This window comes from Streptomyces sp. NPDC047525, from assembly GCF_040643025.1.
Classification (GTDB): Bacteria; Actinomycetota; Actinomycetes; order Streptomycetales; family Streptomycetaceae; genus Streptomyces; species Streptomyces durmitorensis.
Window position 1 is genome coordinate 38,153 of sequence record NZ_JBEYTL010000005.1, and the last position, 16,551, is coordinate 54,703.

The following is a 16,551-nucleotide window of genomic DNA, read 5'->3' on the forward strand; positions in this document are numbered from 1 at the left end:
GCCCGCGCTCGGTTACGGTCGGATTCCGGCCCCGAAACGAGCTCCGACACCCGCGTCGCCGTCCGGACATGCTCCGGACACGACGCCTGAAATCACCCCGGAGACCGTTCCGGAAGCGATCTCCGACCTGCGCCCGCTCCTGTCCGCCATGCGGGCCGCGCGGGACGGGGACTTCACCAAGGTCCCCGTGACCGGCCACGGCATGACCGCCGAGCTGCACTCGGTGTTCAACGAAATGCTGGACCGCTCCCTGCACTTCGACGGCGAACTCGCCCGCGTGCGACGGGAGATCATCCGGCACGGCCATCTCAACGAACGGTTCTCGGCGAGCCCGGGGCACGGCAGCTGGGCCACGCGCGTCCACGACGTCAACTCCCTGCTCGACTCCCTGGTCGCCCCCGCGGCCAACGCCACCCGCGTCCTGAACGCGGTCGCGGGCGGCGACCTCACCCAGCGCGTGGACCTGCACGACGGCACCCGCGAGCTGCGGGGCGACCTGCGGCGCCTGGGCCGCGCGGTCAACACGATGGTCGACCAGCTCTCGCTCTTCACGGGCGAGGTCACCCGCGTCGCCCGTGAGGTCGGCACGGAGGGGCGGCTCGGCGGGCGCGCCAAGGTGCGCGGCCTTTCGGGCAGTTGGCGCGACGTGACGGAGGCCGTGAACACAATGGCCGCCCGGCTCACCGCCCAGGTGCGCGACATCGCCCTGGTGACGACGGCGGTGGCACAGGGCGATCTGACTCGCACGGTCACGGTCGAGGCGACGGGCGAGCTGCTCGAACTGAAGCTGACCGTCAACACGATGGTCGAGCAGCTCTCCGCGTTCGCCGCCGAGGTGACACGTGTGGCCCGCGAGGTGGGCACCGAGGGTCAGTTGGGCGGCCGGGCGCAGGCGCGCGGTGTGTCGGGGGTCTGGAAGGACCTCACGGACAACGTCAACTTCATGGCGTCGAACCTCACCTCTCAGGTGCGCAACATCGCTCAGGTCACCACGGCCGTCGCCAACGGCGACCTGAGCCAGAAGATCACCGTCGACGCCCGGGGCGAGATCCTGGAGCTGAAGTCGACGGTGAACACGATGGTGGACCAGCTCTCCGCCTTCGCGGACGAGGTCACCCGCGTCGCCCGCGAGGTCGGCACGGAAGGAAACCTGGGCGGCCGGGCCCAGGTGCGCGGCGTGTCGGGGGTCTGGAAGGACCTCACCGACAACGTCAACTTCATGGCGGACAACCTCACCTCACAGGTGCGGAACATCGCGCTCGTGTCGACGGCCGTCGCCCAGGGCGACCTCGGCAAGAAGATCACGGTCGAGGCGAAGGGCGAGATCCTCGAACTGAAGTCGACCATCAACACGATGGTGGACCAGCTCTCCGCCTTCGCGGACGAGGTCACCCGCGTCGCCCGCGAGGTCGGCACGGAGGGCAACCTCGGCGGTCAGGCCCAGGTGCGCGGCGTCTCCGGCGTATGGAAGGACCTCACCGACAACGTCAACTTCATGGCCCTGAACCTCACCTCTCAGGTGCGCAACATCGCCCAGGTCACCACGGCCGTCGCCAACGGCGACCTGTCCAAGATGATCACGGTGACGGCGCGCGGCGAGATCCTGGAGCTGAAGGACACCGTCAACACGATGGTGGAGCAGCTGCGCGCCTTCGCGGACGAGGTGACCCGCGTGGCCCGCGAGGTGGGCACGGACGGCCGGCTCGGCGGCCGGGCCCAGGTGCTCGGGGTGTCGGGCGTCTGGAAGGACCTGACCGACAACGTCAACTACATGGCGGACAACCTCACGGGACAGGTCCGCAACATCGCGCAGGTCGCGACGGCGGTGGCCCAGGGCGACCTCTCCAAGAAGATCGACGTGGACGCGCGCGGCGAGATCCTGGAGCTGAAGACCACCATCAACACCATGGTGGACACGCTGTCCTCCTTCTCCTCGGAGGTCACCCGCGTGGCCCGCGAGGTCGGATCCGAGGGTCAACTGGGCGGCCAGGCACGGGTCGAGGGCGTCTACGGCACCTGGAAGCGCCTGACGACGAACGTGAACGAACTCGCCCTGAACCTCACCACGCAGGTCCGCGCGATCGCCGAGGTCGCATCGGCCGTGGCCCAGGGCGACATGACCCGCTCCATCACCGTCGAGACCCGCGGCGAGGTCTCCGAGCTCAAGAACAACATCAACGTCATGGTCTCCAACCTCCGTGAGACCACCCGCGCGAAGGACTGGCTGGAGTCGAACCTCGCCCGTCTGGCGGGTCTGATGCAGGGCCACCGTGACCTGATGGAGGTCGCCGACCTCATCCTGCGCGAGCTGACCCCGCTGGTGAACGCCCAGTACGGCGCCTTCTTCCTGGCCGACCCGGAGGCAGGGGACGCCGCGACGCTGCAGACTCCCCCGGTCAAGGGGCTCGCCTTCATCGCCGGGTACGGCTCCGCGCAGGGCTCGGTCGTCGACACGGGCGCGATGCCCGCGCACGGCCTGGTGCGCCAGGCGGCCCTGGAGAAGAAGCGGATCCTCGTCGACGAGGTGCCGCCCGACTACATCAAGATCACTTCGGGGCTCGGGGACGCCGCACCGGCCAGCCTGGTGATCATCCCCATCCTCTTCGAGGACAAGCTGCTCGGCGTGATCGAGCTGGCCACGTTCTCCCGCTTCTCGGACGTGCACCTGGCGTTCTTCGACCAGTTCGTCAGCACCATCGGCGTCGCGATCAACACCATCATCGCCAACTCCCGTACGGAATCACTGCTCAGCGAGTCCCAGCGGCTCGCCACCCAGCTCCAGGACCGCTCGGACGAACTCCAGCTCCAGCAGGCGGAGTTGCAGCGCTCGAACGCCGAACTGGAGGAGAAGGCGGCGCTCCTTGCCACCTCCTCGCAGTACAAGTCGGAGTTCCTCGCGAACATGTCGCACGAGCTGCGCACCCCGCTGAACTCGCTGCTCATCCTCGCCCGGCTGCTCTCCGACAACCCCGACAGCCATCTCTCCGACCAGGAAGTGCAGTTCGCGACCACGATCCACCGCTCGGGCTCCGACCTCCTCCAGCTCATCAACGACATCCTCGACCTGTCGAAGATCGAGGCGGGCCGGATGGACGTACGCCCCAAGAAGCTCCCCCTGATCAAGGTCCTCGACTACGTCCACGCGACGTTCCGCCCGCTCACCCTCGACCGCGGGCTCGCCTTCGAGGTGTCGGTCGGCGAGGACGTGCCGCGCGAGATGTTCTCGGACGAGCAGCGGCTCCAGCAGATTCTGCGCAACCTCCTGTCGAACGCGGTCAAGTTCACCGCGAGCGGCGGCGTCGAGCTGCGCGTGAGCCGCGTCAAGAAGACCGGCGACCGGCTGCACGACGGCGGCGACCGGCTCTGTTTCGCCGTCAAGGACACCGGCATCGGCATCCCGGCCGACCAGCTGCCCGCCATCTTCGAGGCGTTCCAGCAGGCCGACGGCACCACCAACCGCAAGTACGGCGGCACCGGCCTCGGCCTCTCCATCAGCCGCGAGATCGCCGGGCTCCTCGGCGGCCGCATCACCGCACAGAGCACCCCGGGCCAGGGCTCCACCTTCACGCTCTACGTCCCCGTGGTGCACCCCGGACACGGCCCCGCCGCCGCCGCGTACGCGGCGACCAGGTCACTCACGACCCCGGAGCCGCACGACGACCGGGTCGCCATGACCCCGCACACCTTCCACGAACAGAACGACAGCTGGCCCACTCCCACCAAGCTGGAGGAGTACAGGGAGGGTCCGGCCGGCCGCATACTGCGCGGGCGCCGCGTCCTGATCGTCGACGACGACATCCGCAACGTCTTCGCGCTCACCCACGTCCTGAGCCGTGTCGGCATGCCCGTCCTGTACGCGGAGAACGGCCGCGAAGGTATCGAGACCCTGGAGCGCAACCCCGATACCGACCTGATCCTGATGGACATCATGATGCCGGAGATGGACGGCTACGAAACCATCACCGCGATCCGCCGAACCCCCCGCTGGACAGGCCTTCCCATCATCGCGCTGACCGCCAAGGCGATGCCCGGCGACCGCGAGAAGGCCATCGAGCAGGGTGCCAGCGACTACGTACCCAAGCCTGTGGACGTGGACCAGCTGCTCTCGGTCGCCTGCGCCCTTCTGGCCCCCGAGGGCGACGGCGGGACAGAGCCGGAGTCGCCCACCACAGCAGAGAAACCCGTTGCAGCGGAACCGGCGGACGCTCCCGGGGAGCCCGCCGTTCCGCCGACGACCGAGTGAGGCATGGTCACCATGAGCACCGAGGTCATGACCGACAACCGCGCGAGCATCCTCCTTGTCGATGACATGGAGGACAATCTGATGGCGCTGGAAGCCGTCCTGGGGTCACTCAACGAACCACTGGTACGCGCCCGTTCCGGCGAGGAGGCGATGAAGGCACTCTTGCGGCAACGATTCGCCGTGATCCTCCTGGACGTCCGCATGCCGGGGATGGACGGCTTCGAGACCGCGTCGAACATCAAGCGGCTCGACCAGACCAAAGACGTGCCCATCATCTTCCTGACGGGCACCGACAATGACGCGGGCTACGCCTTCCGGGGCTATGCGACGGGCGCCGCAGACTATCTCACCAAGCCGTTCGACCCGTGGGTGCTGCGCGCCAAGGTCACCGTCTTCCTCGAACTGCACCGAAAGAACCAGCAGTTGGAGAAGATCCTGGCGCGCGAGCAGCAGCAGTTCGACGAACTGGCGGCCCGCCTCTCGGCGATCGAGGCGCACATGGCCGCCAGCAGCCTGAACGACGTACTCGAACTGCGCCACCACGTGACGCACATGGAGGAGCTGGTGAAGGAGATGCGGCGCGGGCGGGGTGCCTGACGTGACACGTCAGGCACCCCGCCCGCACAAGCAAGCAAACAGACAGAGGCTCAGGCCTCGCGCGATCCCGCGTACATCTCGTCGATCAGGTGCTGGTACTCGCGCTCGACGACCGGGCGCTTCAGCTTGAGGCTCGGCGTCAGTTCGCCGTGCTCGATGTCCAGGTCGCGGGGCAGCAGCTTGAACTTCTTGACGGTCTGCCAGCGCTGCAGACCTTCGTTGAGCTGCTTCACATAGCCGTCGATGAGTTCGACGGTCGCCGGGGCCGCGACCACGTCGGCGTAGCTCTTGCCCTCCATGCCGTTGTCCTTGGCCCAGGCCAGGATGGACGGCTCGTCGAGCGCGATCAGGGCGGCGCAGAAGTTCCGGTCGGCGCCGTGCACCAGGATGTTGGAGACGTACGGGCAGACGGCCTTGAACTGGCCCTCGACCTCGGCGGGCGCGATGTACTTGCCGCCGGAGGTCTTGATCAGGTCCTTCTTGCGGTCGGTGATCCGCAGATAGCCGTCCGCGGACAGCTCGCCGATGTCCCCGGTGTGGAACCACCCGTCGGACTCCAGGACCTCGGCCGTCTTCTCGGCGAGACCGTGGTAGCCCTCCATGATGCCGGGGCCGCGCAGCAGGATCTCGCCGTCGTCGGCGATGCGGACCTCGGTGCCGGGCAGCGGCTTGCCGACGGTGCCGGTGCGGTAGGCCTCGCCGGGGTTGACGAAGGACGCGGCCGAGGACTCGGTGAGGCCGTAGCCCTCCAGGATGTGGATGCCCGCGCCGGCGAAGAAGTAGCCGATGTCGGGCGCGAGCGCGGCCGAACCGGAGACCGCGGCGCGCAGCCGGCCGCCGAAGGCCTCCCGCAGCTTGGAGTAGACGAGCGCGTCGGCGACCTTGTGCTTGGCGCCGAGCCCGAAGGGCACCGAGGCGGAGCCGGTCCTGCGGAAGTTGTCCTGGCTGACCTTGGCGTACTCGCGGGAGACCTCGGCCGCCCACAGGAAGATCTTGTACTTGGCGCCGCCGCCTGCGCGCGCCTTGGCCGCGACCCCGTTGTAGACCTTCTCGAAGATGCGCGGCACGGCGGCCATGTACGTCGGCTGCACCACCGGCAGGTTCTCGATGATCTTGTCGACGCGGCCGTCGACCGCGGTGACGTGCCCGAGCTCGATCTGCCCGGAGGTCAGCACCTTGCCGAAGACGTGTGCGAGCGGCAGCCACAGGTACTGCACGTCGTCCGGGCCGAGCAGACCGGTCGACGCGATGGCCTTGGCCATGTACGACCAGTTGTCCTGCGGCAGGCGCACGCCCTTGGGCTTACCCGTGGTGCCGGAGGTGTAGATGATCGTGGCGAGCTGGTCCTTGGTGATCGCCGCGATGCGCTCCTTGACCGCCTCCGGGTTCTTCTCCAGGTGGGCGGCGCCGCGTGCCTCCAGGTCGGCGAGGGTGAGCACCCAGCCCTCGGGGTCGCCCTCCGCGGGGCCCGCGCCCTCGGTGTCGATCACCACGACATGCCGGAGATCGGGCAGCTCGGCGCGCTTCTCGCGCGCCTTGGCGAGCTGCTCGGCGTTCTCGGCGATCAGGACCCGGCTGTCGGAGTCGGCCAGGATGTAGGTGGACTCCTCGGCGTTGGTCTGCGGATACACCGTGGTGGTGGCCGCGCCCGCGCAGAGGATGCCGAGGTCGGCGAGGATCCACTCGACGCGCGTGGACGAGGCGAGCGCCACGCGGTCCTCGGGGGCGAGGCCGAGCTCGATGAGGCCCGCGGCGATGGCGTAGACGCGCTCGGCGGCCTGCCCCCAGCTCAGCGACTTCCACTCGTCGGGCCCCTCGCCCGAGGCCGCTGGCACGGGATAGCGGTAGGCCTCGGCGTCGGGCGTGGCCGCCACGCGTTCCAGGAAGAGGTGCGCCACGGACGGCGGACGGTTCTCGATCAAGGTCTGTGTGTCGCTCACGACATCCTCCGGACCCGCGACATGGCGGCGACTGGCTGGCGGCTGCTGGTCTTGTTTAACTTGCGAGTAACCTACGAGCAGTGATCAGAGTAGAGCGCTGAAGCCCAGCGCGTAAGGGGCTTCTGCCTGTCACTTCATACAAGAACGGGTCCGCCGCGCAAGAGCGCGACGGACCCGTTGAGATGCCTGTGTGACGCCCGTGTCGGACGGGACGGCGGCTGAGGCGTGGGCTACTTCTTGGCCTTGCCCGGACCGCTGTCGTCACTGGAGAGCACCGCGATGAAGGCTTCCTGCGGCACCTCGACGGAGCCGACCATCTTCATGCGCTTCTTGCCCTCCTTCTGCTTCTCGAGCAGCTTGCGCTTACGCGAGATGTCACCGCCGTAGCACTTGGCGAGGACGTCCTTGCGGATGGCACGGATGGTCTCGCGGGAGATGACCCGGGAGCCGATGGCCGCCTGGACGGGGATCTCGAACGCCTGGCGCGGGATGAGCTCCCGCAGCTTGGCCACGAGCCGCACGCCGTACGCGTACGCGGCGTCCTTGTGGGTGACGGCGGAGAACGCGTCGACCCGGTCGCCGTGCAGCAGGATGTCGACCTTCACGAGATCGGCGGCCTGCTCTCCGGTGGGCTCGTAGTCCAGGGACGCGTAACCACGGGTCTTGGACTTCAGCTGGTCGAAGAAGTCGAAGACGATCTCGGCGAGGGGGAGGGTGTAGCGGATCTCCACCCGGTCCTCGGAGAGGTAGTCCATGCCGAGGAGGGTGCCGCGGCGGGTCTGGCAGAGCTCCATGATCGCGCCGATGAACTCGCTGGGCGCGAGGAGCGTGGCACGTACGACGGGCTCGAAGACCTTGTCGATCTTGCCCTCGGGGAACTCGCTCGGGTTCGTGACCGTGTGCTCGGTGCCGTCCTCCATGTCCACGCGGTAGACCACGTTCGGAGCGGTGGCGATGAGGTCGAGTCCGAACTCGCGCTCGAGCCGCTCACGGATCACGTCGAGGTGGAGCAGACCCAGGAAGCCCACGCGGAAACCGAAGCCGAGAGCGGCCGACGTCTCCGGCTCGTAGACCAGCGCGGCGTCGTTGAGCTGCAGCTTGTCGAGGGCCTCGCGCAGGTCCGGGTACTCCGAGCCGTCCAGCGGATACAGACCCGAGAAGACCATCGGCTTCGGGTCCTTGTAGCCGCCGAGGGCCTCGGTCGCACCCTTGTGCAGGGAGGTGATCGTGTCACCGACCTTGGACTGACGGACGTCCTTCACGCCGGTGATGATGTAGCCCACCTCGCCGACGCCGATGCCGTCGGCGGGGGTCATCTCGGGGGACGACACCCCGATCTCAAGGAGCTCGTGCGTGGCACCGGTGGACATCATCCGGATCCGCTCACGCTTGTTGAGCTGACCGTCGACGACACGGACGTACGTCACGACGCCCCGGTAGGAGTCGTACACCGAGTCGAAGATCATCGCGCGGGCGGGCGCGTCCGCGACGCCGACCGGCGGCGGGACCTCGGCGACGACCTTGTCGAGCAGCGCCTCGACGCCCATGCCGGTCTTCGCGGAGACCTTCAGCACGTCGGCCGGGTCGCAGCCGATGAGGTTGGCGAGCTCCTCGGAGAACTTCTCCGGCTGGGCGGCCGGCAGGTCGATCTTGTTGAGGACCGGGACGATCTTGAGGTCGTTCTCCATCGCCAGGTAGAGGTTGGCGAGAGTCTGCGCCTCGATGCCCTGCGCGGCGTCGACGAGGAGGACCGTGCCCTCACAGGCCGCGAGAGAGCGGGACACCTCGTACGTGAAGTCCACGTGACCCGGGGTGTCGATCATGTTGAGGATGTGGGTCTTGCTCTGCTCGGGGCCCTCCGTGGGGGCCCAGGGCAGACGCACCGCCTGGGACTTGATCGTGATGCCGCGCTCGCGCTCGATGTCCATGCGGTCGAGGTACTGAGCACGCATCTGCCGCTGCTCGACCACACCGGTCAGCTGGAGCATGCGGTCGGCGAGCGTGGACTTGCCGTGGTCGATGTGCGCGATGATGCAGAAATTACGGATCAGAGCCGGGTCGGTACGGCTCGGCTCGGGCACATTTTTAGGGGTCGCGGGCACGCAGGGTCCTGTCTCTTGAGGCGCCTGTCGCCTCGGGTCGGATCTATACGTAGGTTCCATGGTCCCACGGGTGGGGCACTGGACCCGGTCTGGGCCGGTCCGAGCGGGGATCGGCCCCATGAGGGCGGGGAGCACCGCCCGGATTGGGCCGGTCGGAGGGCGGCTGGTAATCTGGGCAGCTGTGTCTCCTGACCCTCTCGGGCCCTCGCGGTTCCGATGGCCCTGAGGCACGTGTCAAAGAAACTCATCTGCAGTACCTCTGCAGTACCTGAACCTGAAAAGGCTCTTTCGTGGCGAACATCAAGTCCCAGATCAAGCGGATCAAGACCAACGAGAAGGCGCGTCAGCGCAACAAGGCGGTCAAGTCTTCCCTGAAGACCGCGATCCGCAAGGCCCGCGAGGCCGTTGCCGCTGGTGACTCCCAGAAGGCCATCGAGGCGACGCGTGAGGCTTCGCGTCAGCTCGACAAGGCTGTCTCCAAGGGTGTCATCCACAAGAACCAGGCCGCCAACAAGAAGTCGGCGCTTGCTTCGAAGGTCGCGACCCTCCAGGGCTGAAACCCTTGCCCCGGCTCGCCGGGGCGCTGATCAATCCTCCCGCGAGGGTAATTCGAGCCCTCTACCTCGAATCGCGGACAGACCACGCAGTACGCCACGCTGCGACAATGCCCCCGGCCCACTCCGGGGGCATTGCTGTGTCCGGGGCCGGTTCTTCAGGGACGCGGGGCCCCTTCAGGGGCGCGGGGCCCCTTCAGGGGCGCGGGGAACTGCGCGACCAGCCAGGGACGGCCCGCAGATACCGAACCGGCGGGCGTTGTGTCCGCGCAGTCTCAGCGACGCGACCTCGCCGCGCGGGCGATGGCGACGACGGCCTTCTCCAAGGCGTACTCAGGGTCGTCGCCCCCGCCCTTGACGCCCGCGTCGGCCTCGGCGCAGGCCCGCAGAGCCACTGCCACCCCGTCGGGAGACCACCCCCGCATCTGCTGCCGGACCCGGTCGATCTTCCAGGGCGGCATGCCCAGCTCACGGGCGAGGTCGGCGGGCCGCCCGCCCCGCGCGGAGGAGAGCTTGCCGATGGCCCGCACGGCCTGGGCGAGGGCGCTGGTGATCAGGACGGGAGCGACGCCGGTCGACAGGGACCAGCGCAACGCTTCGAGCGCCTCGGCGGCCCGCCCCTCCACGGCTCGGTCGGCCACGGTGAAGCTGGAGGCCTCGGCACGGCCCGTGTAATAGCGGCCGACGACCGCCTCGTCGATCGTGCCCTCGACGTCCGCCACCAGCTGCGACACCGCCGAGGCGAGCTCCCGCAGATCGCTGCCGATCGAGTCGACCAGGGCCTGGCACGCCTCGGGCGTGGCCGAACGGCCCAGGGTGCGGAACTCGCTCCGCACGAACGACAGCCGGTCCGCGGCCTTGGTCATCTTGGGGCAGGCGACCTCGCGGGCCCCCGCCTTGCGGGCGGCGTCGAGCAGACCCTTGCCCTTGGCCCCGCCCGCGTGCAGCAGGACGAGGGTGATCTCCTCGGCCGGCGACCCGAGATACGCCTTCACGTCCTTGATCGTGTCGGCCGACAGATCCTGCGCGTTGCGGACGATCACGACCTTGCGCTCGGCGAAGAGCGAGGGGCTTGTCAGCTCGGCGAGCGTGCCGGGCTGCAACTGGTCGGACGTGAGGTCGCGCACGTCCGTGTCCGAGTCGGCTGCACGGGCGGCCGCGACCACCTGCTGCACGGCGCGGTCGAGGAGGAGGTCCTCCTGGCCCACGGCGAGCGTGAGAGGAGCGAGCGGGTCGGCGGTATCTGTCTTCCTGGCCATCGCGGTCAAGCATCCCACGCGGCACTGACAGCCCGTCCCGTACGGCCGGGCCGGTTCCCGGGCGGCTCGCCGCGTACCGGAGAATGGGCAGGTGACCGACGTACGACATGTCCTGGTGCTGCCCGACCGCGATGCCGCGGAGGAAGTGGCCGAAGAACTCCCCGACCGTTTCGGCGTGCGCGAGCAGCCTCAACTCGTCCGCGACGCCCTGGCGGGCGAGGACGACGCCGAGGACGCCCAGTGGCTGGTCGTGGTCGAGGACCCCGAACGACGCCTCGACCGCACGGCGCTGGACGACCTGGCGGCAGAGCACGAGGGCTGGCTCGAGGCTCCCTAGGCGGGGGCCGGTGGGCCAGGTGGGGTCTGGTGGGGCCCGATGCCAGCTATTAGCTCTTAGCTCTTGGGCAGGACCTGGATGTCGAGGTCGATCGTGATGCTGGGTCCGACGGCCGCGATGCCGCGGGCGAGCATCGTCTGCCAGTTGATCGTGAAGTCGTCGCGGTGCAGCTCGGTGGAGGCGCGGCAGGCGACGCGGGTCTCACCCTCAAGGCCCTGGCCCACCCCGAGATACTCCGTCTCCAGCGTGACCGTGCGCGTCACGCCGTGCAGCGTCAGACCGCCCGTGATCGCCCAGCGGCTGCCGCCCTTGTGCACGAAGCGGTCGCTGTAGAACTCCATCGTCGGGAAACGCCCCACGTCGAGGAAGTCGCCGGACCTCAGGTGGTCGTCGCGCATCTGCACCGCGGTGTCGATGGAGGCGGCGTCGATGACGACATGCATCGCGGACTCCTCCATCCGCTCCCCCAGCCGGATGGCACCCGCGAAGCTGTTGAACCGGCCGTGAATACGGGCAAGACCGATGTGCCGCGCGGTGAAGGCGACCGAGGAGTGCAGGGGGTCGATCTCCCAGTCGCCGGGCTCCGGCAGCGCCGGGGGCGGGGCGATCTGGAGCATGACGTCACCGAGCGAGGCGTGCGCGCTCTCCCCGACCGTGGCGTTCGCCCGGTACGGAGTGAACCCTTCCGCCGAGACCGCCAGGCGGTAGTCCCCGGCAGGAACGGTCGCGACGAACGAACCGAACGGATCAAGGCCCCCACCGACGACCTTGCGCCCCATGGCATCGCTGACCGCGAACTCCGCGTGCCGCACGGGCTCATTGACCGGGTCGAGCACCCGGCAGCTGAGCACTCCCGCACTGGGCGGAACCGCCACGGCGGACAAGGGCCCCCCGGCCCGACCAGCCCGCCCTGCCCTGCCGGCCGGGCCGCCTCGGCCTGCCCCACCCGCTCTTCCCGCCCCACCGGCTCGATTCGTCCGACCGGCTCGGTTCGTACGGTCTCCCAGCCAACGGCCGAACATCTGCGACATACCCCCGCGCACCTTGACAACTCCTGTCCCGAAGAGGCATTCGATCACCGTTGCGGCATTCGATGCAACACGAACCCACTTCGCTGGAATGCGGCGCTAGCACTTGAAGTGTCACGAGTAGCCCGAATTAATCACCGCCGGGGCGCGAGGGAAGCAGAGGGAACCAGAGGGCAGCAGGACAGGGCTGGACGAACACCGCCCGCTAGGGCGGCCGCGTAGCCACCTCCAGGACCGGAGCCGCCCCGTCCGCCAAACCGCCCGCCGATCCGCCGGTCGGTCCGCCGGGCGGTCCGCCGGGCGGTCCGCCGGGCGGTCCGCCGGGCGGTCCGCCGGTCGGTCCGCCGGGCGGTCCGCCGGTCGGTCCGATGACCGCGATCGAGCCGTCCGTGTCCGTCCGGAACACCTCAGCTCCCCCGGCCCGCAGCGCCGCGACCGTACGGGGTGCCGGGTGTCCGTACGAGTTGTCTCTTCCCGCACTGATGAGGGCGAGGCGCGGCGCGGTCCGCCGCAGGAGCCCGGGGTCCTGATAGGCCGATCCGTGATGGGCGACCTTGAGGACGTCCACGGGTGGCAGCGCCGCCACGGCCGGCGTGCGCAACAGGGCGCGCTGGGCGGGCGGTTCGAGATCGCCGAGCAGGAGCAGGGTCACTCCCCGGGCGCGTGCGAGCAGGGTGACGCTGGCGTCGTTCGGACCATCGGGGGTCGGCATCCGGCCCGAGCCCTCCGCCGTCGGCCACAGCACCTGCCAGTCGAGGACGCCACCACCCGCACGGCGCCGCTCCCCCGCCACGGCCTGGCTCACCGGAATCCGGCGGACGGCCGCCTGTTCACGTACGAACCGCGCCTGCACGGAAGGCTCTTGATACCCCGTCGTCTGGATCGCCCCGACCGAACGCCCCCGCAGCACACCCGGCAGCCCCGCCACATGATCGGCGTGGAAGTGGGTCAGCAGCACGAGCGGTACACGGGTCACGCCGAGCGAACGCAGACAGCGGTCCACGAGCACCGGGTCGGGCCCCGCGTCGACGACCACTCCCGCCCCGTCACCCGCGGCGAGCACGGTGGCATCTCCCTGGCCCACATCACACATCGCGAACCGCCAGCCCGGCGGCGGCCAGCCCGCGATCACCCTGGTGAGGGGCGGGGGTTGCACGATCGTCAGGAGGAGCAGCAGAGCACAGGCCGCGCTGAGCCAGGGATGCCTGACGAGCCTGCGGCCGACCAGCACCACGCCGACCGTGGCGAGGGCGAGCAGCAGACCGCCACGCCAGCCGCCGGGCCAGTCGACGCCACTGCCGGGCAGCGCCGCACCCGTACGGGCGATGTCCGCGATCCATGAAGTGGGCCAGCTCGCACACCAGGCAAGGAACTTGGCGACCGGCATCACCAACGGCGCCGTCGCGAGCGTGGCGAAGCCCAGGACCGTGGCGGGCGCGACGGCCACCTCCGCGAGGAGGTTGCAGGGCACCGCCACCAGGCTCACCCGCGCCGCGATGACGGCGACGACGGGCGCGCACACCGCCTGCGCGGCAGCCGCGGCGGCCAGCGCCTCGGCCAGGCGCGGGGGAACCCGGCGTCCTTGAAGGGCGGCGCTCCATCTGGGCGCGAGGGTCAGAAGGGCGCCGGTGGCGAGCACAGAGAGCAGAAAGCCGGGGCTGTGGGCCAGCCACGGGTCGTACAGGACGAGCAGCAGGACGGCGGCGGCCAGGGCCGGGATCAGCGAACGGCGCCGTCCGGTGCCGATGGCGAGCAGCGCGATCAGCCCGCAGGCCGCGGCCCGCAGCACACTCGGGTCCGGTCGGCAGACGATGACGAAGCCGAGGGTGAGAGCGCCGCCGATCAGCGCGGTCGCCCGCAGCGGAATCCCCAACCGTGGCGCGAGACCGCGCCGTTCGGCACGCTGAGCAAGGCCGGGCGGGCCGATGAGCAGGGCGAGGACGATGGTGAGATTGGCACCGCTGACGGCGAGGAGGTGCGTCAGATCGGTCGCCCTGAACGCCTCCTCCAGCTCGGGCGGCACGCGGGAGGTGTCCCCGACCACGAGGCCGGGCAACAAGGCCCTGGCATCGGGCGGCAACCCGTCCGTGGCCTCCCGCAACCCGCCCCGCAACCGCCCCGCCAGGCGCTGCGGCCCCGACGGCGCCTCGATCACCCGCGGCGTCTGCCCTCCTTCCACTCGGAGCACCGCCGCTACACGGTCGCCCTCCGGCAAGGGAGGCGCGAGGGCTGCCCGGACGCGAAGCCTGGTCGAGGGCAGGATCGCGAGCCAGCGCGCCCTGGACCAGGGTCCTGCGGAATCCTCGCCGCCTGCCCCGCCCTCACGTCCGCGCCCGTTGCCCGCCCTCTCCGACTCCCCCTCCCCCTCCTCCCCGGCGAAGACCAGGACCGGGGCGCGGGTCACGGAGGTCCTGCCGTCCGCCGGCGTGACCCGGACGATCTCCGCGTCCAGCATGACGGAGGGTGGCACGGCATGGGCTCCCGTGACGCGGGGCCGGGTGAGCCGGGGGTCGGAGGTGACCTCCAACTCGATCTCCGCTTCGGCATAGTGACGAGCCAGGGCAGGGACCGGCCCCCGGTGCAGGTCGGCCCCGTGCAGCGCCGCGGAGCCTGCGCCCGCCGCGGCGCAGAGGAGAACGGCCGCCACCGAGACCCGGCGCCAGGGCTGCCGCCACCCAGCGGCCTGAGCGGGCTCAGGAGCATCCTGCCGCGCTCCACCAGCAGCGTCAGCCCGCACTGTCCGTACCGGGTGCGTCCGCACTGTCCGTACCGGGTGCGCCCGCACCGTCCACATCACCAACAGGGCAGCGGCCACCGCCACACAAACGATCACGGCTGCGATCACCCACCGGGGCGGGGCATCCACCGCCAGGGCCGCCGTCCCCCAGGCCGCGAGGGCGGGTGGCACAAGGCGCAGGTCCAGTGGGCCTTCCTGGCGGGGGTGGGCGTCCCCGAGCCGACGCCCGGACGGGGCGCGAACGGCGGGGTCGGGTGGGTCCGTTGAGGCTCCGGACACCACTGCCGCCTGCCTCCGCGACCTCATGGCCGCACCAGATTCTGCAGGTCTGCATAGCGCCTGTCGCCGATTCCATTGACCTCGCGCAGCTCATCCACCGAGCGGAAGCCGCCGTGTTCCGTGCGGTAGTCGATGATGTGCTGGGCCAGCACGGGGCCCACACCCGGCAGTTCGTCGAGCTGCTCGGCAGTGGCCGTGTTGAGGCCGACCGGGGCGGCAGGACTCGCTCCCGTCGGCCCGGCGGCTGCCCCGGCGCCAGGCGTCGCCGGAGCCGATGGAGCGGATGCAGCCGCCGGTGCGCCGACCACCACCTGTTCGCCGTCGATGAGCAGGCGGGCACGGTTGAGGCCGTCCGTGTCCGCGCCGGGGCGAACCCCGCCCGCGGCCTTCAGGGCATCGGCGACCCGGGAGCCCGCGGGCAGCCGCAGGATTCCGGGGCTGCGGACCTTCCCACTGACGTCCACGACGACCCCACCGCCGCCGGCACCTGGCGCACCGCTCGCGCCGACCGCCGGCCGGCCGCCACCCTCCGAAGGAGGCGGGGCTCCGGGGGACGGAGACGGCTCCGCGCCCCGATCGCGCGCCGCCCCGACCACGTCCGGAGCCCGCACCGGCTGCGTCCGCCCCGCCCAGAAGTGCTGGGCGGCGAACACCGCGGCAAGGACGAGAACCACCGTGAGCGCGACCAGGCTCCGTCGCTCAAGACCACACCGCAACTGCAGCCACAACGGCAACCGCTCCCGCACAGCAAGCCCCACCCGCCCCCGCAGGGGCGCCCCCAACGCACCTCCGTCCGCTCCGCCAGCCCCACCTGCGGACGACCCCGACTGCTGGGACTGGGCTTGAGGCAGGGGCTGGGGCTGCGCTGAGGTCTGAGGCTGATGCTGGGCTCGGATCTGGGGCTGGGCCTGTGCCAGGGCTTGAGGCCGAGCTTGGGTCCGGGTCTGAGGCTGAGCTTGGGTTCGGGTCTGAGGATGAGCCTGGGCTCGGGTCTGAGGATGAGCCTGGGCTCGGGTCTGAGGATGAGCCTGGGCTCGGGTCTGAGGATGAGCCTGGGTTCGGGTCTGAGGCTGAGCCTGGGCTCGGGGCCAAGCCTGCGCTTGGGGCCGGGGATGCGACTGGGCCCGAGGCTGCAACACGGCCTGAGGCCCCAGCCCGGCCTTCGGATCCGGCTGCGGCTGCGGCTGCGGCTGCGGCTGCGGCTGCGGCTGCGGCTGCGGGACTGGAACGGCCCCCGCCTCCGACACCGACCGCGGTCCCGGCCCCGCCCCCACCTCGAACTGCCGTACAACCCGCGATTGCCGCACGGCCTGCGGCTGCGGTCCCAGCCCGGCCCGCTGCCGCGCAGCCCCCAATTGCCCCACGGCCTCCGACTGTTGCGAGTCCGACCGAGGTAGCTGCGCGTTCTGCTGCTCCTCTTGCCACAGCGCCTGCAGCACAGCTTGCGCTCGCCCCACGGCCTCCGGCTTCCCCAC

At 70.1% G+C, this 16,551-nt stretch carries 10 protein-coding genes; 4 read left to right on the forward strand and 6 right to left on the reverse strand.

What is annotated here, in order from left to right; genetic code table 11:
* Positions 1-148 precede the first annotated feature (148 nt).
* Positions 149-4,243 carry a HAMP domain-containing protein gene (locus tag ABZ833_RS15765; RefSeq protein WP_361047462.1) on the forward strand — a complete coding sequence of 1,365 codons (4,095 nt, stop codon included), beginning with the start codon at positions 149-151 and terminating at the stop codon, positions 4,241-4,243.
* Between the two features lie 12 nt (positions 4,244-4,255).
* The gene (locus ABZ833_RS15770; RefSeq protein WP_249593029.1) at positions 4,256-4,840 is read left to right on the forward strand and encodes a response regulator; all 585 of its coding nucleotides are present in this window, start codon (positions 4,256-4,258) and stop codon (positions 4,838-4,840) included.
* 50 nt (positions 4,841-4,890) lie between these two features.
* On the opposite strand, the gene ABZ833_RS15775 is transcribed toward ABZ833_RS15770, so the two are convergent.
* Together ABZ833_RS15775 and lepA are read right to left on the reverse strand one after the other, a co-directional pair.
* Entirely contained in the window at positions 4,891-6,780 is a 1,890-nt protein-coding gene (locus ABZ833_RS15775; RefSeq protein WP_361046468.1) for an AMP-dependent synthetase/ligase, read from the reverse strand.
* A gap of 230 nt (positions 6,781-7,010) precedes the next feature.
* Positions 7,011-8,882, reverse strand: a complete 1,872-nt coding sequence (lepA, locus tag ABZ833_RS15780; protein ID WP_249589966.1) for a translation elongation factor 4 — start codon at positions 8,880-8,882, stop codon at positions 7,011-7,013.
* A 290-nt stretch (positions 8,883-9,172) separates the two neighbouring features.
* On the opposite strand from lepA, the gene rpsT reads away from it, so the two are divergent.
* Positions 9,173-9,439, forward strand: coding sequence for a 30S ribosomal protein S20 (gene rpsT / locus ABZ833_RS15785; RefSeq protein WP_249589965.1), 267 nt, complete (start codon positions 9,173-9,175; stop codon positions 9,437-9,439).
* A 272-nt stretch (positions 9,440-9,711) separates the two neighbouring features.
* On the opposite strand, the gene holA is transcribed toward rpsT, so the two are convergent.
* On the reverse strand, positions 9,712-10,695 hold the full coding sequence (holA, locus tag ABZ833_RS15790; RefSeq protein ID WP_361046472.1) for a DNA polymerase III subunit delta: 984 nt from the start codon (positions 10,693-10,695) through the stop codon (positions 9,712-9,714).
* A gap of 91 nt (positions 10,696-10,786) precedes the next feature.
* Between holA and ABZ833_RS15795 the strand changes: the two genes are divergently transcribed.
* Positions 10,787-11,032 (forward strand): hypothetical protein, encoded by a 246-nt coding sequence (locus ABZ833_RS15795; RefSeq protein ID WP_361046475.1) that lies wholly within the window; start codon positions 10,787-10,789, stop codon positions 11,030-11,032.
* Between the two features lie 56 nt (positions 11,033-11,088).
* On the opposite strand, the gene ABZ833_RS15800 is transcribed toward ABZ833_RS15795, so the two are convergent.
* The 3 genes from ABZ833_RS15800 to ABZ833_RS15810 form a co-directional block, all read right to left on the reverse strand.
* Entirely contained in the window at positions 11,089-11,916 is an 828-nt protein-coding gene (locus ABZ833_RS15800) for a YceI family protein (protein WP_361046478.1), read from the reverse strand.
* Positions 11,917-12,265: 349 nt separating this feature from the next.
* Positions 12,266-15,103, reverse strand: coding sequence for a ComEC/Rec2 family competence protein (locus ABZ833_RS15805; protein ID WP_361046481.1), 2,838 nt, complete (start codon positions 15,101-15,103; stop codon positions 12,266-12,268).
* Entirely contained in the window at positions 15,100-15,972 is an 873-nt protein-coding gene (locus ABZ833_RS15810; protein WP_361047465.1) for a ComEA family DNA-binding protein, read from the reverse strand. Before ABZ833_RS15810 ends, ABZ833_RS15805 begins: the two co-directional genes overlap by 4 nt.
* Positions 15,973-16,551: the final 579 nt, after the last annotated feature.